The following is a 22,565-nucleotide window of genomic DNA, read 5'->3' on the forward strand; positions in this document are numbered from 1 at the left end:
GACTTGGGAGTGCGCATGGATGTTTCACAGCGATACCGCGAAGCATGGGAAGGCTTCTGGGCCGCCACATCGGACGAGCCCGGCGAAGCCATCTGGGACGCCGACCCCTCGCTGAGCGCCGTACCGCACAGCGAACTGCTCCTGCCGTACGCCGATGCCGCACTGCCCGTCATAGACCTCGGCTGCGGCAACGGCACCCAGACCCGCTACCTCGCCACCCGGTTCGCCCGCGCCATCGGAGTGGACCTCTCGCACGCGGCGATCGCTCACGCCCGGCGGGCGGACCCGGAAGGCGTCGCCGAGTTCGCCCAGCTCGATCTGACCGACGGCGACGCGGTGCGCTCGCTGCACGAACGGACCGGGGACGCCAACGTGTACATGCGAGCGGTGATCCACCAGAGCGATGCCGAGGCGAGGCCGGCGGTGGCCGTGGCCGTGGCGACGCTGCTCGGGGCGCGCGGCCGGGCCTTCGTCGCCGAGCTGACCCCGGCCTCGAAGGCGGTGCTCCAGCAGGCGGCCGAAGGCCCGGACGGGCCGCCCAAGAAGCTGCGCCGCGTCTTCGACCACGGGCTGAAACCGGCGAGCGCCACCGATGAGGAGGTTCCCGACGTGCTGAGGGCGGCCGGGCTGACCATCCTGGACGGCGGGGACACGGTCCTTCCGCAGACCGAGAAGCTGCCCGACGGCACCAGGATCGACCTGCCGGCACGGTGGTTCGTGCTGTCCGCCGGCTGATCCGGCGGGCGGGCCGGCCCCGGACGGGCGTGCCGTCCGGGGCCCCGGCACCCGTCCGGCGGACCGGCTGCGGACAGGCCCGGCCCCTCCCTCAGGGCAGGACTCGCGGTGCCCGTCGCGCCGCGACGTCCTCGACCCACCCGAGCAGCAGCACGGCCACGCCGACGAGGACCCAGGCCACGCCGAACTGCAGCCAGGTGCTTTCGAGCGGCAGATACCTCTCGAACGCGGGCACGTTCCACATCAGGTCGATCAGCGGCACGCTCACCATCAGCGCGACCTCGTGCCAGAGATAGACCGTCACGGCACGGGCGTTGAATATCCTCACCACCCGCTCCGCCCGGGGACGCCGGCCCAGCCACCCGGCGTCCGGCCGGAACCGCAGGAGCAGCGGCACGAATCCGGCTGACCACAGGGCCTGGGCGAGCGGGATGTCGTCGAGGTCGTACGTTCCGTCGACCCGGTGGTGAAGCGCCCACCAGCCACCGGCCGCCAGCAGGACCGGTGTCACGAGGAGGACCGCGGCGGGGCGCAGCCGGTCCAGGACCCCGTCGCGGTGGGCGAAGCCGAGCAGCCAGCAGAACAGGAAGACCGAGACATCACTGACCGCGCTGCCCAGCCGCCCGTCCGGCACGGCGTCCAGCTTCGTCAGCGCCAGAACGGGGACGAGGGAGAGTGCAAGCACGGGGAGCGGGGCGAGCCGGAAGACCCGTAGCAGCACCGGTGACAGGAGGACGAACCACAGGTACGTCCGCAGGTACCACAGCACCGCCCAGGCCTGCTCGCCCCAGGCGTTGCCCGGCGGATCACCGACCGGCAGCACCCAGTACAGAACGTCCGCGCCCGGCACCCAGCCGTGCAGCAGCATCGCCGGTCCGAGCACCAGGCCGAAGACCCAGAGCGGGATCAGCAGCCGGCGCAGCCGCCCACGGACCACCTGCCGGGCCGGCCGCTCCAGCGAACGTGCCATGAGCGAACCGGCCAGCGCGAACATCACACCCATGGACGGGAAGACCAGCCCCAGCCAGGGCCATCCGAAGGTGTGGTAGGTGACGACACGGACCAGCGCGAAGGCGCGCAACACGTCGAACCAGCGGTCGCGCCCCCCTCCGCCCGACGTCCGCGGTCGGTCTGGCGGGGCCACCCGAGGGGGCGTCGCCGTGGGCGCACCCCGCCGGTGGGCACCCGCCATCACCGCGCCCCCGAACCGGAGACGGGCGTCCCGACCGAGCCGGTGCGCTTCAGTTTCTGCCAGCGCAGCCTGCCGCCGGTGGCCGCGGTGACGCAGGAGTGGATCAGCACGAGGTACATCAGCTGCCGGTAGGCGACCTGCTGGAGCGGCATCATCAGCAGATACCGGTACTTCTCCCGGTCCAGCCGGAACGCGTACGCGGCGCAGGCGAGTTGCACGACGAGGATGGCCAGCCAGGCCAGCAGGGAGGCCTTGAAGTCCACGAAGAGCATGGAGTACACCGTGAACACGTCGATCAGGGGCGCGAAGAGGGGTGTGACGATCTGGAAGAGGACCACCAGCGGCATCCCGACCCGGCCGAAGCGGCCCGAGGGCCCCCGGTCCGTCACGGACCTCCGGTGCTTCCACAGCGCCTGCATCGTGCCGTAGCTCCAGCGGTAGCGCTGCCGCCACAGCTGGCCCAGTGAGGCGGGAGCCTCGGTCCAGGCGCGGGCGTGCTCGGCGTAGACGACCCGCCACCCCGCCCGGTGCAGGGCGATCGTGATGTCGGTGTCCTCGGCGAGGGTGTCCTCGCTCATCCCGCCGACGGCCAGCACCGCCCCGCGGCGGAACGCGCCGATCGCACCGGGGATGGTGGGCATGCAGCGCAGCAGGTCGTACATCCGGCGGTCGAGGTTGAACCCCATCACGTACTCGATGTGCTGCCAGGCGCCGATCACCGTGTTGCGGTTGCCGACCTTGGCGTTGCCGGCCACCGCGCCGGTCTCCGGGTCACCGAAGGGCTGCACGAGCCTGTGCACGGTGTCGGGTTCGAAGACGGTGTCGCCGTCCATCATCACGACGATGTCGTGACGGGCCTGCCGGACACCGTTGTTGAGGGCGGCCGACTTGCCCGCGTTCTCCTGGCGAACGACCCGCACGTTGGGCAGCCCCAGGGACTCGGCGATCTCCGCGGTCCCGTCCGTCGATCCGTCGTCGACGAGGATGATCTCGATCGGATGGGTGCTGGCCGCCAGCGAGTTGAGCGTATGGGCGATGCACTCCTTCTCGTTGTACGCCGGGACGATCACGCTCACCGGGCCGGTGACGGCGGGCCCCCAGACGAAGCGGCGTCTGTTGCGCCGTCGGTAGTGGCTCCGGGCAAGGACGAGCATCATCCCGAACCGCCCCAGCACGGCGACTCCGACGACCATCAGGACCACGGCGAGCGCGGGCACCGTCCACTCGGCGACCGCGACGGCCGCGAGAAGTGCCCGGCCCTCCCAGAGGGTGGCGGTGTCGGCCTTGCGGTGTGCGGCCTGCTCGGGGTCGGAGCCGGTGGACGGGGCGCCGGCGGGCGGCCCCGCTGACTGCCCGGACCCGGCCTGTGAGGCCTTCGCGTCCTGCTGCTGGGCGCCGCTGACCGTGGTGAAGGTGTAGCCCTTCGCCTTCATCCTCTTGATGTACTCGGGGAGCGCCGCGAGGGTCTGCGCACGGTCACCTCCGGAGTCGTGGAAGAGCACCGACGCGCCCTTCCCGCTCTTCGGAGTGGCCAGGTCGATGATCTTGCTGACACCGGGCCGCTGCCAGTCCTCGCTGTCGGTGTCGATGAAGACGCTCGTGTAGCCCATCGCGCCGAGCTTCTTGTAGATGGGCCAGCTGTAGTTGTCGATGGCGTCGTTGGTCGACGAGTAGGGCGCGCGGAACAGGGTGGTCGTGATGCCCGCGGCCCCGGCCAGGGCCAGCTGGGTCTGGGCGATCTCCCGGGTCACCCTGGAGGCGCTGCTGTACGACAGGTCGACGTGGGTGAAGGTGTGCACACCCACCTCGTTGCCGTCGTCGACCATCTCGCGCACCACGTCCGGATAGCGGGAGATCATCGAGCCGACCAGGAAGAAGGTGCCCGGGACGTCGTTGTCGTCCAGTACGCCCAGTACCTTCCGGGTCCACTCGGGGTCGGGGCCGTCGTCGAAGGTGAGCACGATCGTCTTGTCCGGCACCGACTGGGTGCGTGCCGTGCCGCCCCGGAAGCTCAGCAGGGGGCCGCCGTCCAGCACGCTGTCCGGCACGTTGCTCGCGGCGGCTCCGGAGCGGATCCGCTGGTCGCCACCGACCTCGGCCCGCAGGAAGCCGTCGAGGAGCATCGTGGAGACCAGTCCGAGGAGCAGCAGAAGGGCGATGACCACCCGCGGTCCGGGGACCGCCTGCCGGCGGACCCGCCCGATCCCGCTCATCGGGCCGCACCCGCGGTGGGCGGTGCGCCCGTACCGCCGCCCGGGGGCATGTCACCGCCGGGTCCGCCCTGCGAGGAGGGCGCGCCGTCGAAGGGGAGGAGTGCGGAAGGGGACAGGGAGATACCGCCCATGAAGGAGAGACCCAGTACGGCCGCGTAGCCGGTGATGGTGATGCCGAGCGCGACGCCCGCGCGGCGCAGCAGCCGGGCGCGGCGGCCCGAGCTGTCCACGAAGACCGGCCCCTCCCGCACCTCGGCCCGGAAGGTGCGCGCATGTTTGCGGCGTCGGCCGGAAACGACCGGATCTCTGTCGACAGCGGTATCGGAATGCATTTGCGTATGCTGACCAACCGCTATGTGCGAAGTCTGGGGCCTGACTGTTCGGACGCTGTGGATGTGCGTGCAACCTGTTGGCCGGCTGAGCGAAAGCGATCCGCGGACCACCGTTCGTCTCGGCCCGAATATCGTCAACGCCGTTTAATGGCACGTGTGTTCAGTCGGAAGTCATACGGTCGTGCGTCCTGTGGCCATGAATTCGCTGTGGACATGGTGCCGGGGCCGCTGTGCGAGGATCTGGGTGTTCCCCTCCCGCTGCGCCGCAGCTCCGGGACACGCTTCACCGAAAGCAGGTGCAAACACCGTGCGAATGTCATCGACCGGGGCGGCCGCCGCCGCCGGACTCGCCGCGCTCGTGCTCGCCTGCTCCGGCTGTGCGACCGGCACCGCGGCGGACCAGAGCGCCGGCCACGGCAGCCGCCCCACCGCCACCGCGTCCCCTGCCTCCGGGACCACGGCGTACACGCCCTACGTCAGTGCCACGACCGCCGCCGACACGGACGCGGCCGGCTCCCCGGACACGTACAACCTGGCCTTCGTGGTCGCCGACGGCGACGCGTGCACCCCCCTGTGGGGTGGCAGCGCCGCGGCCACCGACCGTGCGGTGGCATCGCGCGTCGCCGCGCTCACCTCGTCCGGCGCGGACGTCCGGGTCTCCTTCGGGGGCGCGGCGGGCACCGAACCGGCCCTCGCCTGCGACAGTGCCCAGGAACTCGCCGATGTCTACGGTGAGGTGCTCGACGCCGTCGGCGCTGCCAAGGCGGACTTCGACATCGAGGGCGACGCCCTCACGGACGCGGCGTCCGTCACCCGCCGCAACGAGGCCCTGCACCTGCTCCAGCAGGAGCGGGACGTGGACATCACGTACACCCTGCCGGTCATGCCCGACGGCCTGGAACCGAGCGGGACCGCGATTCTCGAGGACGCCGTGGCACAGGACGTGGACGTCTCCGCCGTGAACATCATGGCGATGAACTACAGCACTTCCGACGACGGGGACATGTCCGACTACGCCCGGCAGGCGGCCGAGGCGGCCCACGACCAGATCGCCGGCGTGTTCTCGCTCTCGGACAAGAAGGCGTGGCAGGCCCTGCACATCACCGCGATGATCGGCGTCAACGACGTGGCGGGGGAGACGTTCACGCTCTCCGACGCGGCCTCGCTGCGCGCCTTCGCCCGGAGCCGGGGGGTGGGCGCGCTCTCGTTGTGGGCGGCCTTCCGTGATCTGCCCTGCACCGACGAGGACACCTCGAAGGCGAGCGACACCTGCAGCGGGGTCGAGCAGCGGGCGGGAGCGTTCGCGGAGGCGCTGAGCGGCTGAGCCGCCGCGCGGGCGGAGACCTCAGTGCCCGGACGACTCCCGCACCAGCGCCATGAGAGCCCGCGCCCCGGGGCTCATCGCCCGGGCGTCCGGAAGGACCACGACGCTCTCGTAGTAAGGCTGTTCAGCCCCGTCGAGCCGCACCGTCACCAGGCCCCGCGCCTCGGGCTTACGGGCGAAGTGGTGCGGCACCACCGCGACGCCGAGCCCCTCGTGCACCAGCTCCAGCAGACTGTGCACGTCGTTGACCTCCAGCGCCACCGTGCGGCGCACCCGCGCCGCCGTGAACGCCTCGTCGGCCGCCCGGCGCGGACCGAAGTCCGGATGGAAGTCGATGAAGGGCTCGCCCGGCAGCTCCTCCCAACCGGCCCGCTCCTTCGCGGCCAGCCGGTGGCCCGGGGCACACAGCAGGACCATGGGCTCACGCGCCAGCGGGACCAGCTCGCCGCGCCACTCCACGGAGCTGACCGTCGCGGCGAAGGCGATGTCGAGCCGCCCTCCCGCCACCCCGTCCACCAGACTCGTCGTCCCCTCCTGGCGGAGCCGGATCTCCATGTGCGGATGCTCCCGGTGGAAGGCGGCGAGCAGCCGCGGCAGGCTCACCCCGGCCACGCACTGCTCGACCCCCACCGACAGGGTGCCGCGCAGCAGCCCCCGTACGGCGTCGACGGCGTCCTTCGCCGCCCGAGCGCCCGCCAGCGTGCGCTCCGCCTCCACCAGCAGGGCGCGCCCCGCCTCGGTCAGCCGGACACTGCGCGTGGTACGGCTGAACAGCGGGGTCCGCAGCTCCTGCTCCAGCGCCCGGACGGAGGCGGAGAGGCCGGACTGCGACACGGCGAGCCGCTCGGCCGCCCGGGTGAAGTGCTGCTCCTCGGCCACGGCGACGAAATGTTCCAGTTGGCGCAACTCCATGATTGAGAAATATAGACGCTGAATCCAAGCGGAATCTCCTGTTGGACTGCTGGATGGTTGTGCGCGAGCCTGGACCCTGCACCCCGCCGGGGCGACGCCGAACGGCACCTCGCCCCCGGCGGACCGGAACGATCTCTCCCGTGGAGCCCCGCATGTACATCCCGTCCGCCGACCGCTACCAGGACATGCCCTACCGGCGCACCGGGCGCAGCGGTCTGAAGCTGCCGGCCCTCTCGCTCGGTCTGTGGCACAACTTCGGCGGGGACCGGACGCCGGAGACCCAGGGGCAGATCCTCCGCAGGGCGTTCGACCTCGGCATCACCCACTTCGACCTGGCCAACAACTACGGCCCGCCGCCCGGCTCCGCCGAGACGGCCATGGGCCGCGCGCTGAACACCGACTTCGCCCGGCACCGGGACGAGATCATCGTCTCCACCAAGGCCGGCTACCTGATGTGGGACGGGCCGTACGGGGAGTGGGGCTCGCGCAAGAACCTGCTCTCCTCGCTCGACCAGAGCCTCGGCCGCCTCGGGCTCGACTACGTCGACATCTTCTACTCCCACCGGCCCGATCCCGAGACCCCGCTCGAAGAGACGATGGGCGCTCTCCACTCGGCGGTGCAGCAGGGCAAGGCGCTCTACGTGGGCGTCTCCAACTACTCGGCCGAGCAGACCCGGGAGGCGGCCCGGATCCTGAAGGGGCTCGGCACCCCGCTGCTCATCCACCAGCCGCGCTACTCGATGCTGGACCGCTGGGTCGAGGACGGCCTGCTCACGGCCCTCGACGAGCTGGGCGCCGGCTCCATCGCGTACTCACCGCTGGAGCAGGGCATCCTCTCCGACCGCTACCTCCGCGGCATCCCGGAGGGTTCACGGGCCGCGGGCAGCAGCCCCTTCCTGTCGGCCGACGCGGTCACCCCCGAACTGGTCGGCCGGCTGCGCGAGCTGGACCAGGTGGCCTCCGAGCGCGGCCAGTCGCTGGCCCAGCTGGCGCTGGCCTGGGTGCTGCGCGGTGGCCGGGTCACCTCCGCCGTCGTCGGCGCGAGCAGCGTCGCCCAGCTGGAGAACAGCGTCGAGGCGGTTCGCAACCTGGAGTTCAGCGACAAGGAACTCCGCCGGATCGAGAAGCTGTTGAAGGGCGCCAAGCGCCGCTGAGGCAGCCGCGCGCGGGCACCCCCGCGGCCGGGGCCGCCCGCGCGCAGGTCCGTCGCCGTACTGTGAGGATGGCCGCCATGACATGGACGGCACCCCACATCACCCGTACGACCACCGGCGGCCTCCAGCTGAACGCACCCGGTACCGCGGACGAGCGGACCATGCCGGCCGGCTGGCTCCAGTGGCACCGCGAGACACTCCTGGTCAAATGCGCCGGACTCGACCAGCAGGAGCTGGCCCGCACCACGGTCGAACCCTCCGGACTCAGCCTGCTCGGCCTGGTGCGGCATCTGGCCGAGATCGAACGCTGGTGGTTCCGGCGCAGCTTCGCCGGTGACCGGCTGGGTGACGTGTTCACCGGACCGGACGACGGTGACGAAGGTCTCGAAGGTGTCAATGCGGCCCGCGCGGAACACGACTACGCCGCCTACCTGGCCGAGGTCGAGGCAGCCGGGGCGGCGGTCGCGGGGCGGAACCTCGACGAGACCTTCGTGACGGCGAGGAGCGGCAGGACCTGCAGCCTGCGCTGGGTCCACCTGGCCATGATCCAGGAATATGCCCGGCACAACGGCCATGCGGATCTGCTGCGCGAACGGATCGACGGCGCGACCGGTGACCGGTCGCGGGGATGACCCGTACGCCGCCCTTGAGTGGAATGGACCAATGGAGGTCCTGACAGCCCTGGCCTGCCCGTTCTGCGGCGCGTACCGTGTGGCCGCATGAAGATCCTCGTCAGTGCCGACATGGAAGGCGCCACCGGCGTGACCTGGCCGGCCGATGTGCTGCCCGGCACGCCGCAGTGGGAGCGGTGCCGCTCCCTGTTCACCTCCGACGTCAACGCCGCGGCCCTCGGCTTCTACGACGGGGGCGCCGACGAGGTGCTCATCAACGAGGCCCACTGGAGCATGCGCAACCTGCTGCTGGAGCGGCTCGACGAGCGGGTCCAGATGCTCACCGGCAGACACAAGTCGCTCAGCATGGTCGAGGGAATCCAGCACGGGGACGTCGACGCGGTCGCCTTCGTCGGCTACCACACCGGCGCCGGCACGGAAGGCGTGCTGGCCCACACCTATCTGGCCAACTCCATCACCGGAGTCTGGCTCAACGGGGTCAGGGCCAGCGAGGGACTGCTCAACGCGCACGTCGCCGCCGAGTACGGCGTCCCCGTCGTGCTCGTCACCGGCGATGATCTGACGTGCGTGGACGCTCGGGGCTACGCCCCCGACGCCCGTACGGTCGCGGTGAAGGACTACGTCTCGCGGTACGCGGCGGTCTGCCGCACCCCCGCCCGTACCGCCGCCGACATCCGTGCGGCGGCCAAGGAGGCGACCGCTCTCGCCGGCCGGTACCCGGCGGTCGCCGGCGGACCGTTCACCGTGGAGCTGGAGTTCGACGCCGAGCACCTGGCCGCAGCGGCCACCGTCGTGCCGGGCGTGGCGGCCTGCGGCGAGAGGCGTGTCGACTACACGAGCGAGACGATGTACGAAGGTATCCGCACGTTCAAGGCGGTGACGACCATCGTGTCGTCCGCCGTGGAGGAACAGTATGGCTGAGGTCGCCAACCCCAAGGACCGCGTCGACGACGCCGCGCTCGACGAATCGGTGACGTTCACCTCCGAACTGATCCGCATCGACACCACCAACCGGGGCGGCGGCGACTGCCGCGAACGCCCGGCGGCCGAGTACGTCGCCGAACGGCTCGCCGGCGCCGGACTCGAACCCACGCTCCTGGAGCGCACCCCCGGCCGCACCAACGTGGTCGCCCGGATCCCGGGCACCGACCCGACCGCCGACGCCCTCCTGGTCCACGGGCACCTGGACGTGGTGCCCGCCGAGGCCGACGACTGGACGGTGCACCCCTTCTCCGGTGAGGTCCGCGACGGTGTCGTCTGGGGCCGCGGAGCCATCGACATGAAGAACATGGACGCGATGGTCCTGGCCGTCGTCCGGTTCTGGGCCAGGGCCGGCATCCGGCCCCGCCGCGACATCGTGATCGCGTACACCGCCGACGAGGAGGCCAGCGCCGACGACGGCTCGGGCTTCCTCGCCGACCAGCACCCCGCCCTCTTCGAGGGGTGTACGGAGGGCATCAGCGAATCCGGCGCCTTCACCTTCCACGCCGGACCCAGCATGCCCCTCTACCCCATCGCCGCCGGCGAACGAGGCACCGGATGGCTCAAGCTCACCGCACACGGCAAGGCGGGCCACGGCTCCAAGGTCAACAAGGCGAACGCCGTCAGCGCCCTGGCCGCCGCCGTCTCCCGGATCGGCGCGTACGAATGGCCGGTGCGCCTCACTCCCACGGTCCGCGCCGCGCTCACCGAGATCGCCGCCCTGCACGGCATCCACCCCGACCTCGACGCCCCCGGCTTCGATGTGGACGAACTCCTCGGCAAGATCGGACCGGCCGCCGCCCTCGTCGAGCCGACCGTCCGCAACAGCACCAACCCGACGATGCTGGACGCCGGTTACAAGGTCAACGTGATCCCCGGCCACGCCACCGCCTTCGTCGACGGCCGGATGGTGCCCGGCGGCGAGGACGAGTTCCGCACGACCATGGACCGGCTGACCGGCCCCTCGGTCGACTGGGAGTTCCACCACCGCGAGGTCGCCCTTCAGGCCCCGGTCGACTCGCCGACGTACGCCAAACTCCGGGCCGCCGTCGAACGGTTCGACCCGGACGGGCATGTCGTGCCGTACTCCATGTCCGGCGGCACGGACGCCAAGCAGTTCTCCCGGCTCGGCATCACCGGCTACGGCTTCTCGCCGCTGAAGCTGCCCGTCGGCTTCGACTACCAGGCACTCTTCCACGGCGTGGACGAACGCGTCCCCGTCGAGGCGCTGCACTTCGGCGTCCGGGTCCTGGACCACTATCTGCGCACCGCCTGAACCACTCGGGGGAATCGAAACATGGCAACCACAGGGGCCTACGGAAGCTGGCCGTCACCGATCGACGCCGCGCTGGCCGCCTCGCGGGACGGCCGTCCGGAGTACGTCGAAGCGGTCGGCGACGAACTGTGGTGGACGGAGCCGCGCCCGGCCGAGGCCGGCCGGCGCGCCCTGGTCCGCCGGCTGCCCGACGGGACCACCGCCGAACTGCCCGCCCCCTGGAACGTCCGCAGCCGCGTCATCGAGTACGGCGGACGCCCCTGGGCCGGTACGGAACGGGCCACGGGCGGACCGCTGATCGTCTTCGTCCACTTCGACGACCAGCGCCTGTACGCCTACGAGCCGGACGGACCGGGCGAACCGTGGCCGCTCACCCCCGCCTCGGCGACCGGCGGCGGACTGCGCTGGGTCGACCCGCGCATCCACCCGGACCGGGGCGGGCCGGGCGAGGTCTGGTGCGTCCTGGAGGAGTTCACCGGCGACGGGCCCACCGAGCTGCGCCGGCTGATCGCCGCCGTACCGCTGGACGGCTCGGCCGCCCGCGACCGGTCGGCGGTACGCGAACTCTCCGACGACCGGCACCGGTTCGTCACCGGTCCCGAGCTCTCGCCCGACGGGCGCCGGGTGGCGTGGATCGCCTGGGACCACCCCCGGATGCCGTGGGACGGCACCGAGGTGGTCCTGGCCGACCTGGGCGATGACGGCACCTTCCGCAACGCCAGGACGGTCCTCGGCGGCCCGGAGGAATCGGTACCGCAGATCCAGTGGACCGCCGACGGGCAACTGCTCCTCGCCAGTGACCGCAACGGCTGGTGGAACCTGTACCGGGCCGATCCGGACGGGGACGCGGTGGAACTCTGCCCGCGCGACGAGGAGTTCGCCGGACCCCTGTGGAAGATCGGCCTCAGCTGGTTCCGGCCGCTGGACAACGGGCTGATCGCCACCCTGCACGGCAGGGGCTCCACCACGCTGGGCGTCCTCGACCCGGAGACCGGCAGCCTCGTCGACATCGCGGGGCCCTGGACCGAATGGGCCGGCACGCTCGCCGTGCAGGGGAGCAGGGTCATCGGCATCGCGGCGAGCCCGCACAGCGCGTACGAGATCGTCGAGCTGGACACCTCGACCGGGCACACCAGGATCATCGGGGCACCGCACGAGGACGCGGTCGACCCCGCCTACTACCCGCAGCCCGTCGAGCGCACCTTCGCCGGCCCCGGCGGACGCGAGATCCACGCCCAGATCTACCCGCCGCGCAGCCCCGACCGCACCGGCCCGGACGGCGAGCTGCCGCCCTACGTCATTTGGGCGCACGGCGGCCCCACCGGGCACGCCGCCCTCGTGCTCGACCTGGAGATCGCCTACTTCACCTCGCGCGGCATCGGCGTCGCCGAGGTCAACTACGGTGGCTCGACCGGCTACGGACGGACCTACCGCAACCGGCTGCGCGAACAGTGGGGCGTAGTGGACGTGGAGGACTGCGCCGCCGTCGCCGGCGCCCTCGCGGCCGAAGGCACCGCGGACCCGGACCGCCTCGCCGTCCGTGGCGGCAGCGCCGGCGGCTGGACCACGGCCGCTTCGCTGACCGGCACCGACGTCTACGCCTGCGGCACGATCATCTACCCCATCCTCGATCTGACCGGCTGGGGCAGCGGGGAGACCCACGACTTCGAGTCGCAGTACCTGGAGTCGCTGGTGGGACCGCTCGCCGAGGTCCCCGAGCGTTACCGCGAACGGTCCCCGAGTACCCGCACCGACCGGCTCACCACGCCGTTCCTGCTGCTCCAGGGGGAGGACGACCCCATCTGCCCGCCCGTGCAGTGCGAGCGCTTCCTCGCAGCGGTGGAGGGGCGCGGCATCCCGCACGCCTACCTCACCTACCCGGGCGAGGGCCACGGCTTCCGGCGCGCCGACACCATGATCAGTGCACTGGAGGCCGAACTCTCCCTGTACGCGCAGACCTTCGGCATCGAAAGGCCGGACGTGCCGCGGCTGGAGCTGCGCAAGTGACCCTGGACCCGCCGCCCCTCGCGCCCCTGACCCGGCCCGCCCGGCTGCGCGCGGGCGCCAGGGTCGCCGTGGTCTCCCCGAGCGGACCGGTGCCCGCCGATCGGCTGGAACCGGGCCTCGACGTCCTGCGGGGCTGGGGCCTGGATCCCGTGACGCTGCCTCATGTCCTGGACGTGCACCCGGATCTGGACTACCTCGGCGGTACGGACGAGGTGCGGGCCCGGGGCCTCCAGGACGCCTGGTGCGATCCGTCGATCGACGCGGTGATCTGCGCCCGGGGCGGGTACGGGGCACACCGCATGGTCGATCTGGTCGACTGGGCGGCGATGCGGGCCGCCGGGCCCAAGGTGTTCGTCGGCTACAGCGACATCACCGTGCTCCACGAGGCGTTCGCCGTCCGGGCCGGACTCGCCACCCTGCACGGTCCGATGACCGGCACGGAGGCCTTCATCGAGGACCCGCGGACACAGGAGTCCCTGCGGGCGACCCTGTTCGAGCCGGAGACGGTACGCAGACTTGGGCTCGACGGCGCGAGGGGACTGGTGCCGGGCAGGGCCCGGGGGATCACCTACGGCGGCTGCGTGAGCCTGCTCGCCGCGGACCTCGGCACCCCGCACGCCCGGACGTCCGCCCGCGGCGGACTGCTGGTCATCGAGGACACCAACGAGGACCCGTACGGCATCGACCGCATCCTCACCCAACTGCTGCGGGCCGGCGCGCTCGACGGCATCGCCGGGGTGGTCTGCGGTTCGTGGGCGGGCTGCGGACCGTACGACAAGGTGCGGGCGGTGCTGGCCGACCGGTTCGGCGGCCTCGGCGTCCCCGTCGTCGAGGAGCTGGGCTTCGGGCACGGCCCCACCGGGCTGACGATTCCGCTCGGGGTCCCGGCTGTGCTGGACGCGCCGGCGGACGGCGGCCCGGCCAGCCTCACCGTCGAGGTGCCGGCGCTGGTCTGAGGATCGCCGGCGGGTGCCCGCGCGTCGAACAGGGCCGGGCCGCGAAGAAGTTGAACAACCTTCAGGAAACGCTGTCCCGAGCGTTGACACCGCTATGACCTGTGTCACAGCATGAGCGCGAACCAGTACTTACCAGTCGGTAAGGTGTCCTCGGTGTGGAGGTCCTCGTGTCGCGTGCTGTTTCCGGCTCCCGTATCCGGTCCCGGACGATGTCCCTGTCCCGCAAGCCGCTCGCCCTCGCCGCCGGGGCGGCGCTCGCGGCCCCGCTCGTTCTCGCCGGCACCGCACAGGCCGCGACCGCGGATTCCGGATACACCGTCACAGCACTGAAGTTCACCGTCTCCGCCGGCGACCGGTCCTGCACGGTGGACGCCGACCTCTACCGTCCGTCCGGCGCGGACGCCCGGCACCCGGCGCCCGCCGTGCTTGCCACCAACGGCTTCGGCGGCAGCAAGGCGGACGGCTCCACCGACGGCATCGGCAAGGCATTCGCCTCGCGCGGCTACGTCGGGCTCGTCTACTCCGGGCTCGGTTTCGGCAAGTCCGGCTGCCTCATCACGCTCGACGACCCGGAGACGGACGGCAGGGCAGCCGCAGCGCTCGTCGACTTCCTCGGCGGGACCCGCGCCGCGGACGACGGCACGAAGGCCGACTTCGTCACGCAGGACGGCCCCGGTGACCCGCGGGTCGGCATGATCGGCGGCTCGTACGGCGGGGCAGTCCAGATGGCCACCGCGGCCGTCGACCGGCGTGTGGACGCGCTGGTCCCGCTGATCACCTGGAACGACCTCGGCTACGCGCTCGCCCCCAACAACACCGGTGCGGCCCAGGGCGTCTCGTCGGACACCGCGGGGGTCTTCAAGTGGCAGTGGACCAACGGCTTCTACCTGATGGGGGAGGGGCAGACGATCCTCAGCCCGAGCCTCGACCCGTCCCGGTTCGGCAGCCTGACCTGCCTGCACTTCGCGGCCGAGGCCTGTGACACCGTCCGGCTGCTCAACTCGGGCCGCTACCCCGCCGAGGAGACCGCCGCCATGCTCGACTACGCACGCGGCGTGTCGCCGGTCTCCTACCTGAACCGGGTCAAGGCGCCGACGCTCCTGATCCAGGGCCAGGCCGACAGCCTCTTCAACCTCAACGAGGCCACGGCCACGTACAAGACGCTCAAGGCGCAGGGCACCACGGCCAAGATGATCTGGCAGGCCTGGGGGCACAGCGGCGGTCAGACCGAGGGCGAACTCGACCTGGGCCAGGGGAACCTGGAGACCAGTTACGTCGGCGGACGCATCCTCGCCTGGTTCGACCGCTACCTCCACCATGAGACGGGCACCGACACCGGCCCCGAGTTCGCGTACTACCGCGACTGGCAGAGCGGCTACGGCACCGCCGCCGCCGTACCGGCTCCGACACAGAAGATGTACCTCTCCGGCGACGGCAAGCTCGTCGACAACCGCTCCAAGGTGACGCGCGGCAGCCGTAGTTACGTCAACTGGCTCATCCCCACGAGCCATTCGGAGAGCTCGCTCGGCGGTCTCATCGGCCTGCCCGACCCCGAGCCGTACGACACCAAGGGCACCTACCTGGGCTGGACGAGCACCCCGCTGACCTCGCCCGTCGATGTCGTCGGGGCCCCGAAGGCCACGCTGAAGGTCGTCTCGCCGAAGACCGAGCGCGTACAGAACAGCGGTGACGCCTCCGACCGGCTCGTCCTGTTCGCCAAGGTGTACGACGTGGCGCCGGACGGTTCCAGGACGCTGGTGAACCGTCTCGTCTCGCCTGTGCGGGTACCGGACGTGACCAGGCCGTTCACCGTGCAGCTGCCCGGCATCGTTCACCGGTACCAGGCGGGGCACCGGCTGGAATTCGCGATCGCGGCCAGTGACGACGCGTACTTCGGGAACCGGGGCGTCAAACCGGTCACCGTCGTCAGCGCGCCCGAGGACACCGGAGTGCTGGAGCTGCCCGTGGTCGGCGGCACGGTGAACTGACGGGGGCGGCTCCCTGACGCACGACCCTCACCCGAATGGCGGTACACCACCGCTCCCCGGCAGCCGGAGGGAGTCATCCTGGTGCTCCAGGGGGCGGTGGGTGCACCAGGACAGGGAAGAGGCCGCCATGAGCCCGAAAGACGTGTCGAGCAGCGGACGGGGCAGCAGTGGGGCGTTCACCCCGGCCCGCATCCTGGTCCTCGTCATCGCGGTGCTGTCGGTCGTCTTCATCGTCGAGAACACCCACGAGGTCGAGGCCCGGCTCATCGTCCCGTTGGTGACCGCGCCGCTCTACGTGTGGCTGATCGTGATGTTCGTGGCCGGTATGGGGTGCGGCGCGTACGTCTTCCGCAGGCGGCCCAAGTAGGAGAGCACGGGCGCGCGGGGCACGACCTACGCTGGGCCGATGTCCGACACCACTTATCTGGCCGAGGGTCCGCGCGCGGCGATCCGCCCCTTCACGCTCGCGGACGCCGAGGAATTCACCGCCAGGTCCCGGGAGAGCCGGGAGCTGCACCGCCCGTGGCTGTTCCCGCCCGCAGACCGCGTCGCGTACGACGGGTACGCCTCCGTACTCATCGAGGACCCCACTCGGGCGGGCTTCCTGGTGTGCGAGCGGCACGGTGAAGGGGGCTTCGCCGACGGTGCGATCGCCGGATTCATCAACATCAACAACATCGTCCTCGGCGCCTTCCGCTGCGGCGCGCTCGGCTACGGCGCCTTCGCCCACGCGGCCGGCCGGGGACTGATGGGCGAGGCGCTCGGCCTGGTCCTGCGACACGCGTTCGGCCCGCTGGGCCTGCACCGGCTCGAAGCCAACATCCAGCCGGCCAACGTGGGCTCCGTCGCCCTGGTGCGCAGGGCCGGTTTCCGGCTCGAGGGTCTCTCGCCGGACTTCCTCCTCATCGACGGGGCCTGGCGCGACCACGAGCGCTGGGCGATCACCGCGGACATGAGGTGGGGGTGAGGCCGTTCCTCCCGGTACGGCCGTCAGCCCCCGCAGTGCGCTCCGTCAGCCCGTCCAGGGTGAGGCGTACTTCGCCGCCAGCGGGGCGATCTCCTCGGGTGTGAGGAGCCGCGGAGTGCGGTCGCCGAGTGCGAGGAGCAGCGCGGAGACCTCCTCCAGTTCAACGGCGGCGTCCACGGCAGCGGACACGGAACCGCCGGCGACGACGGGCCCGTGGTTCTGCAGCAGGGCCGCCCGGAACGGGAACGGGAGGGCGCGCATCCGCTCCGCCTGCTCGCTGTCGCCCGGTGCGGCATAGGGGAGGAGCGGTGTCTGGCCCACCCGCATGACGAAGTACGGGGTCAGCGGCGGTATCGCGCTGTGTTCGCTCCACGCCGGCAGGCAGGAGGCCGCGGTGGCGTGCCGGGAGTGCAGATGGACGACGGCGCGGGCGGCCGGATCGCGGCGGTAGAACGCCGTGTGCAGCGGGAATTCCTTGGAGGGCTTCGGGCCGTCCAGGTGGGCCCCGGCCGGGTCGAGGACGCTGAGCCCGGCGGGGTCGATCCGGGAGAGATCCGTACCGGTGGGGGTGACGTAGACGTACGGGCCCTCGCGCACGCTCAGGTTGCCGGAGGAGCCGGGGCTGAGGCCGAGCGCGGCGAGATGGGCGCCCGCGGCGGCGAGTTCGGCTCGGGGATCGCTCATGAGAGGGCGCTCCACGCCTCGGTGAAGATGTCCGTGCCGCCGAAGTTGCCGGACTTGAGCGCGACATCGACCGCCCGGCCGGTGTCCTCGGCGGCCAGGGCAGCCGTGGCCCAGGTGACGCCGGGTGCGATGGGGGAGCCGATGGTGAGCGTGCGCACGCCGAGTGCGGTGATCACCGAGCCCGAGGTCTCGCCCCCCGCGACGATGAGCCGCCGTGCCCCGGCACCGACCAGGCGTACGGCGCAGGCGGCCAGGGCCTGCTCGACAAGCGCGGCGGCCGGGGGTGTGGCCTCGCCCGCCGGCTCCTCCAGGTCGCGCAGGTCGTCGACGGCGTAGATCAGGGGTGGCCGCCGCGGGTCGTCCCGCCAGCAGTCGCGGGCGAAGCCGACCAGCTGCTCCACCGCGGCGTCGAGGTCCGCCCGCAGGGCGGCGATGTCGAGCTTGCGGTGCGGCAGGTGCGCGCGGCCGTGGGCCACCTGGGCGCGGGTCGCCTCGGAGGCGCTGCCGGAGAGGACGACCGCGGGATCGCCTGGACGTGAGGCGGCCTGTGCGCGCGAGGCCTCGGGGTGCGGGCCGGTCAGGCCGAGCGCGAGGCCGGCGGCGCCGGTCACCAGGCGGTGGTGGGCGGTGGCCGCCGATACGGTGCGCAGGTCCTCGTTCTCGGTGGCGTCCACGACCACGAGCGCGTCCGCCAGCGCGGGGTCCTCCAGCGCGGCCTTCAGCGCCTCCGCACCGGACCTCACCGTCTCCAGTCCGATGCGGCGCACCGGGTGCGTGGTCTGCGGAGCCAGCAGCCGGCCCACATCGGAATCGAGCATCGGTGTGAGCGGATGATGGCGCATCGGGCTCTCGTCGAGGGGCTCGCCGTGGACGAGGAGACGCCCGCCGCGGACGGTGCGGCCGGTGTCGGGGAACGAGGGTGCGACGACAGCGCGTCGCTCACCGATCGCGTTCAGCAACGCATCCGTCACCGGACCGATGTTGCCGTGCGGGGTCGAGTCGAAGGTGGAGCAGTATTTGAAGTAGAAACGTTCGCAGCCGGCCGCCCGCAGTGCGCGCAGTGCCGCGAGCGAGGAGTCGACCGCCTCGGAAACCGGAGCGGTGCGCGATTTCAGCGCGACCACGACGGCGTCCGCCGCTGCCACGGCGTGGCCGTCGGCGACTGTGCCGGGGCCGACGGTCACCACGGTGCGATAGCCGCGGGCGACGAGCATCGTCGCGAGGTCCGTTGCTCCGGTGAAGTCGTCGGCGATGGCCCCGAGGGTCGGCATCAGGCCTCCTTGCGTTGGGTGCGTTGCGTCGTGCTGCTGGCCGGAGGCGGCGCCGACCAGATGGTTGTGAAAAAATGTTAACAGACTTTACGGAAGTGGGATCGGCTGATACATCTTGTTAACACACTCCTGGTGGCCCTCGCTTCGCTGACGAGTCCGCCCGCGCCGGGAGCACGTCACCACTTTGCCTGCGCCATCCAGGAGGGCCCATGAACCTGCACCACCTGTTCGCCGACGCCGGCGACCGGACCGTGCGGTACGCACTGTCCGGAGCCGGGGGCGGCTTCGCCCGGACCCTGCTGGCCCAGACCCGGCAGCTCGGCCGGCTGGCCCCCGCCGTCCTGTGCGACCGCGATGTGACACGCCTGCGAGCGATGCTCCTGGACCTCGGTCATGACGCGTCGGAGCTGCGCGTCTGCGGCACGGCGGACGAGGTGGCCGCCGCGGCGGCCGACGGGTGCGTCGCCCTCGTGGCGGACGGCGCCCTGCTGTCCGCCGCCCCCTGGGACATCCTGGTCGAGGCCACCGGCAGCCCCGCCGACGGATACGCGATGGCGCGCCGGGCCCTCACCCTCGGCCGGCACGTGGCGATGGTGAGCAAGGAGGTCGACTCCGTCGCGGGACTGCACCTCGCCGACCTGGCGAGGGACAACGGCGTCGTCTACACGACTGCGGACGGCGACCAGCCGGCCAACCTGATCGGGCTGGTGACCTGGGCGCAACTGCTGGGCCTGGACATCGTCGCCATCGGGAAGTCGAGCGAGTACGACCTCGTCCTCGATCCCGCGACCGGCACCGTCACCCAGCTCGACACCACGGTCCCGGCCCCGGAGCTGGCCGGTCTGCTCGCCCTCGGCGAAGACACCCGTGCCACCCTCGCCGCCCGCGCGGCGGCCGTGGCGGCGCTGCCCACCGGCGCCACCGCCGACTACTGCGAGATGGCCGTCGTCGCCACGAACACCGGCTTCCGCCCCGACGTCGAGCGCCTGCACTACCCGGTCGCGCGCATCGCCGAACTGGCCGACGTCTACGCGCTGCGGGAGGACGGCGGGCTCCTCCACCGCCCCGGAGCGGTCGATGTGTTCAGCGCGCTGCGGCTGCCCGAGGAGGCGTCCTTCGCAGGCGGTGTGTTCGTCGTCGTGCGGACGACGGACCCGGTCACCTGGGAGACCCTGCGCGGCAAGGGCCATGTCGTCAGCCGCGACGGCCGCTACGCCGCGATCTACCTGCCGTACCACCTGATGGGCGTCGAGACCCCGCTCTCCCTCCTCTCGGCCGTCCTGCACCACCGCCCATCGGGCGGCACCGACCCGCGCGCCCACGCGGCCCTGGCCGGCCGCGCCCAGCAGGACCTGCCCGCCGGGACCGTCCTCACCATGGGCGGGCACCACCACGATGTGACCGGTGTCCAGGCCGTGCTGCTGCGCGACGAGAACACCCCGGCGGACGTCGCACCGCTCTACCTCGCGGCCCACTGCACCCTCGCACGGCCCGTCGCGGCCGGTGAGCTGATCGGGCTGGCCGACCTCGCCGACGCGGACGAGGACCTGCTGCGTGCCTGGACCCTGGGCCGGTCCTCCCGCACCACCGTCACCGGGGGAGCGCGGTAGTGGACACGGACATACAGCACCTGCTCCTGGGTGCCGCAGCGGTCGTCATCCTGATCCTGCTGATCACCAAGGCGAAGCTCCACCCCTTCCTGGCGCTGAGCATCTCCGCGCTGGGGCTGGGCCTCGCCGCCGGGATCGGCCCGGGCCAGACCGTCGAGAACTTCCAGAACGGCTTCGGGGACGCCCTGAAGAGCACCGGTCCCACCATCGGGCTCGGCACGGTCCTCGGTGGCATCCTGCTCGGCTCCGGCGGTGCCGACCGCATCGCCACCGTCTTCATCGGGGCCCGGCCGGTCAAGTGGATCCCGACCGCGATCACCGCGGCGGCCCTGCTCATCGGCATGCCGCACCTGTTCGACGTCAGCTTCGTGATGCTCGTGCCCCTGGTGTACGCGGTCGCCAAGCGCACCGGCACCCATCTGCTGTACGTCGGACTGCCGATGGCCGCGGGTCTGTACATCTCGCACGGGCTGCTGCCCCCGCACCCCTCACCGACCCTCGCCGTCTCCGCGTACAGCGCCAACACCGGCCTGACCATCCTCTACGGACTCATCATCGGGATCCCGATCGCCGTGATCAGCGGCCCGCTGCTGACCAAGGTCGCCGGCCGCTGGTTCGGACCCGCTCCCGACCTGGACAAGGGACCGGTCCCCGAACCGGAACCCCTGCCGGAGAACCAGCGCAGGCCCGCGTCCTTCACGCTCGCGCTGATCACGGTGCTGCTGCCGCCCGTCCTCATGCTGATCGGCACCCTCGGCACGTCCAACACGGCGAAGGGGTCCCTGCCGTACGCCGTCTTCGAGGCGTGCGACTCCTCGGTCCTCTCACTGCTGGCCGCCGTCGTCTTCGCCTTCTTCGCCCTCGGAATCCGTTCCGGCTTCGGCCTCGGCCAGCTCCAGAAGATGGCGGGCAAGGGGCTCGGACCGGTCGGCGGCATCGTGCTGATCCTCGGCGCCGGAGGCGGCCTCAAGGCGATGCTCACGGCCACCGGCATCGACAAACTCATCTCGGACTACGCCGTCGACTGGTCGGTGCCTCCGCTGCTGCTGGCCTGGCTGGTCGCCGCGCTGCTGCGGATCTGCCTCGGCTCGGCGACGGTCGCCACCGCCGCCGCGACCGGCATCGTCGCTCCACTGCTCGGGGCCTACCCGGGTCTCTCCCCCGAACTGATGGTGCTGGCCAGCGCCTCGGGCGCCGTCATGCTGTCCCACGTCAACGACTCGGGATTCTGGCTGTTCAAGGAGTACTTCCAGCTCTCGGTCGCGCAGACGTTCCGCACCTGGACGCTGATGCTGTCCCTGCAGTCGCTGCTCAGCCTCGGCGGCGTACTGCTGCTCAGCACCTTCGTCGGCAGCTGACCGGGGCGGACCCCCTGCCCGCCGTCTCCCGTACGCGCTCCGCGACCGGCAGACAGCGGGCAGGGCCGCCGAGCGCCCCGGTGTGAGCGGCGGCCGCACGGGAACGGCACAATCTCCAACGACCGACGCGGTCGCAGAACAGGAAGGACCACCGACGATGGCCGACGAACACTCCCCGCCGCTGATCCCCGACCAGCGACGCGAGCAGCTGCTCAAGCACCTGCGGCGCGACGGAGTGCTCAGCGTTCAGCAGATCACCCAGCTCCTGGGCGTCTCGCACATGACCGTGCGCCGGGACATCGCCGAACTGGAGCGCCAGGGACTGGTCTTCTCCGTACCGGGCGGTGCCAGGATCGCCAGCCATCTGCATTGCGAACCGAGCCACCAGGCCAAGACCCTCATCGAACAGCCCGAGAAGCAGGCCATGGCCGCCCGGGCCGCGGGACTGGTGCAGGACGGCATGACCGTCTACCTGGACGCGGGCACGACCCTGCTCGCCATGGTCCCGCTCCTGGTGCACCACACCTCGCTGACCGTCGTGACCAACGACTTCACGACCGTCGACGCGCTGATGGCGGCGCCCCATCTCGACATCATCCATGTCGGCGGACAGGTGGAGCCGTCCAACCGGTCGAGCGTGGGCCGGCTGGCAGCCACCGTCCTGCGGCAGCTCGCTCTCGACATGGCCTTCATCAGCACCAGCTCGTGGGACCTTCTCCGCGGTGTGACGACCCCTTCCGAGCCCAAGGTCGAGGTCAAACAAGCCGCCATGGAGTGCACGGGAAGCTCCGTGCTCGTAGCCGGGTCCTCGAAGTTCGGAACCTTCGGCAAATACCGGGTGGCGCCCCTCAACGCCTTCGACACGATCATCTCCGACCGCGCGCTGGCCGACGCGGCAGCCGAGGGCGTGCGCGCCTCCGGAACCGAACTCCACCTGGTGAATCCCTGAGGGCACACGCCGGCCGGCGACGGC

20 protein-coding genes are annotated in these 22,565 nt (G+C 71.5%); 14 read left to right on the top strand and 6 right to left on the bottom strand.

Going from position 1 to position 22,565, the window contains the following annotated elements:
* Window positions 1–15: 15 nt before the first annotated feature.
* The gene (locus tag ACFVJX_RS26200; RefSeq protein ID WP_384124604.1) at window positions 16–735 is read left to right on the top strand and encodes a class I SAM-dependent methyltransferase; all 720 of its coding nucleotides are present in this window, start codon (window positions 16–18) and stop codon (window positions 733–735) included.
* Window positions 736–826: 91 nt separating this feature from the next.
* Here the strand turns inward: ACFVJX_RS26200 and ACFVJX_RS26205 are convergent, their stop codons facing one another.
* From ACFVJX_RS26205 to ACFVJX_RS26215, 3 genes are read right to left on the bottom strand one after another with little or no spacing between them, the layout of a single operon-like run.
* Window positions 827–1,927 carry an acyltransferase gene (locus ACFVJX_RS26205; RefSeq protein ID WP_384124602.1) on the bottom strand — a complete coding sequence of 367 codons (1,101 nt, stop codon included), beginning with the start codon at window positions 1,925–1,927 and terminating at the stop codon, window positions 827–829.
* On the bottom strand, window positions 1,927–4,140 hold the full coding sequence (locus tag ACFVJX_RS26210) for a bifunctional polysaccharide deacetylase/glycosyltransferase family 2 protein (RefSeq protein WP_384124600.1): 2,214 nt from the start codon (window positions 4,138–4,140) through the stop codon (window positions 1,927–1,929). Before ACFVJX_RS26210 ends, ACFVJX_RS26205 begins: the two co-directional genes overlap by 1 nt.
* Window positions 4,137–4,472: a hypothetical protein gene (locus tag ACFVJX_RS26215; RefSeq protein ID WP_384124598.1), complete on the bottom strand. Its 336-nt coding sequence runs from the start codon at window positions 4,470–4,472 to the stop codon at window positions 4,137–4,139. The genes ACFVJX_RS26210 and ACFVJX_RS26215 overlap by 4 nt, the downstream gene beginning before the upstream one ends.
* Before the next feature lie 313 nt (window positions 4,473–4,785).
* Here ACFVJX_RS26215 and ACFVJX_RS26220 point away from each other — a divergent pair, with 313 nt between their 5' ends.
* Window positions 4,786–5,796, top strand: a complete 1,011-nt coding sequence (locus ACFVJX_RS26220; protein WP_384124596.1) for a chitinase — start codon at window positions 4,786–4,788, stop codon at window positions 5,794–5,796.
* Between the two features lie 21 nt (window positions 5,797–5,817).
* Here ACFVJX_RS26220 and ACFVJX_RS26225 read toward each other — a convergent pair whose 3' ends face one another.
* Complete coding sequence (locus ACFVJX_RS26225) at window positions 5,818–6,708, bottom strand: LysR family transcriptional regulator (RefSeq protein WP_384124595.1); 891 nt, start codon at window positions 6,706–6,708, stop codon at window positions 5,818–5,820.
* Window positions 6,709–6,860: 152 nt separating this feature from the next.
* On the opposite strand from ACFVJX_RS26225, the gene ACFVJX_RS26230 reads away from it, so the two are divergent.
* The 9 genes from ACFVJX_RS26230 (at window position 6,861) to ACFVJX_RS26270 (ending at window position 16,669) form a co-directional block, all read left to right on the top strand.
* On the top strand, window positions 6,861–7,862 hold the full coding sequence (locus tag ACFVJX_RS26230) for an aldo/keto reductase (protein WP_384124593.1): 1,002 nt from the start codon (window positions 6,861–6,863) through the stop codon (window positions 7,860–7,862).
* Window positions 7,863–7,939: 77 nt separating this feature from the next.
* Window positions 7,940–8,494, top strand: coding sequence for a DinB family protein (locus ACFVJX_RS26235; protein ID WP_384124591.1), 555 nt, complete (start codon window positions 7,940–7,942; stop codon window positions 8,492–8,494).
* A gap of 87 nt (window positions 8,495–8,581) precedes the next feature.
* On the top strand, window positions 8,582–9,415 hold the full coding sequence (locus ACFVJX_RS26240; RefSeq protein ID WP_384124589.1) for a M55 family metallopeptidase: 834 nt from the start codon (window positions 8,582–8,584) through the stop codon (window positions 9,413–9,415).
* Window positions 9,408–10,751, top strand: a complete 1,344-nt coding sequence (locus tag ACFVJX_RS26245; protein WP_384124587.1) for a M20/M25/M40 family metallo-hydrolase — start codon at window positions 9,408–9,410, stop codon at window positions 10,749–10,751. Before ACFVJX_RS26240 ends, ACFVJX_RS26245 begins: the two co-directional genes overlap by 8 nt.
* A 21-nt stretch (window positions 10,752–10,772) precedes the next feature.
* Window positions 10,773–12,758 (top strand): prolyl oligopeptidase family serine peptidase, encoded by a 1,986-nt coding sequence (locus tag ACFVJX_RS26250; protein WP_384124585.1) that lies wholly within the window; start codon window positions 10,773–10,775, stop codon window positions 12,756–12,758.
* Window positions 12,755–13,714 (top strand): LD-carboxypeptidase, encoded by a 960-nt coding sequence (locus tag ACFVJX_RS26255; RefSeq protein ID WP_384124583.1) that lies wholly within the window; start codon window positions 12,755–12,757, stop codon window positions 13,712–13,714. Before ACFVJX_RS26250 ends, ACFVJX_RS26255 begins: the two co-directional genes overlap by 4 nt.
* Before the next feature lie 209 nt (window positions 13,715–13,923).
* Entirely contained in the window at window positions 13,924–15,702 is a 1,779-nt protein-coding gene (locus ACFVJX_RS26260) for a CocE/NonD family hydrolase (protein ID WP_384124669.1), read from the top strand.
* 127 nt (window positions 15,703–15,829) lie between these two features.
* Window positions 15,830–16,069, top strand: a complete 240-nt coding sequence (locus tag ACFVJX_RS26265) for a DUF1049 domain-containing protein (RefSeq protein WP_384124581.1) — start codon at window positions 15,830–15,832, stop codon at window positions 16,067–16,069.
* A gap of 39 nt (window positions 16,070–16,108) precedes the next feature.
* Window positions 16,109–16,669: a GNAT family N-acetyltransferase gene (locus tag ACFVJX_RS26270; protein WP_384124579.1), complete on the top strand. Its 561-nt coding sequence runs from the start codon at window positions 16,109–16,111 to the stop codon at window positions 16,667–16,669.
* A 45-nt stretch (window positions 16,670–16,714) separates the two neighbouring features.
* Here ACFVJX_RS26270 and ACFVJX_RS26275 read toward each other — a convergent pair whose 3' ends face one another.
* Window positions 16,715–17,353 (bottom strand): class II aldolase/adducin family protein, encoded by a 639-nt coding sequence (locus ACFVJX_RS26275; protein ID WP_384124577.1) that lies wholly within the window; start codon window positions 17,351–17,353, stop codon window positions 16,715–16,717.
* Window positions 17,350–18,624 carry a 3-oxo-tetronate kinase gene (gene otnK, locus ACFVJX_RS26280; protein ID WP_384124575.1) on the bottom strand — a complete coding sequence of 425 codons (1,275 nt, stop codon included), beginning with the start codon at window positions 18,622–18,624 and terminating at the stop codon, window positions 17,350–17,352. The genes ACFVJX_RS26275 and otnK overlap by 4 nt, the downstream gene beginning before the upstream one ends.
* A gap of 209 nt (window positions 18,625–18,833) precedes the next feature.
* On the opposite strand from otnK, the gene ACFVJX_RS26285 reads away from it, so the two are divergent.
* The 3 genes from ACFVJX_RS26285 to ACFVJX_RS26295 all read left to right on the top strand — a co-directional run bounded on the left by ACFVJX_RS26285 (window position 18,834) and on the right by ACFVJX_RS26295 (window position 22,541).
* Window positions 18,834–20,234 carry a homoserine dehydrogenase gene (locus ACFVJX_RS26285; RefSeq protein WP_384124573.1) on the top strand — a complete coding sequence of 467 codons (1,401 nt, stop codon included), beginning with the start codon at window positions 18,834–18,836 and terminating at the stop codon, window positions 20,232–20,234.
* Window positions 20,234–21,592 (top strand): gluconate:H+ symporter, encoded by a 1,359-nt coding sequence (locus tag ACFVJX_RS26290; protein ID WP_384124572.1) that lies wholly within the window; start codon window positions 20,234–20,236, stop codon window positions 21,590–21,592. Before ACFVJX_RS26285 ends, ACFVJX_RS26290 begins: the two co-directional genes overlap by 1 nt.
* A 157-nt stretch (window positions 21,593–21,749) precedes the next feature.
* Window positions 21,750–22,541 carry a DeoR/GlpR family DNA-binding transcription regulator gene (locus tag ACFVJX_RS26295; protein WP_384124570.1) on the top strand — a complete coding sequence of 264 codons (792 nt, stop codon included), beginning with the start codon at window positions 21,750–21,752 and terminating at the stop codon, window positions 22,539–22,541.
* Window positions 22,542–22,565: the final 24 nt, after the last annotated feature.

It is taken from the genome of Streptomyces sp. NPDC127177 (genome assembly GCF_042672475.1).
GTDB lineage: Bacteria > Actinomycetota > Actinomycetes > Streptomycetales > Streptomycetaceae > Streptomyces.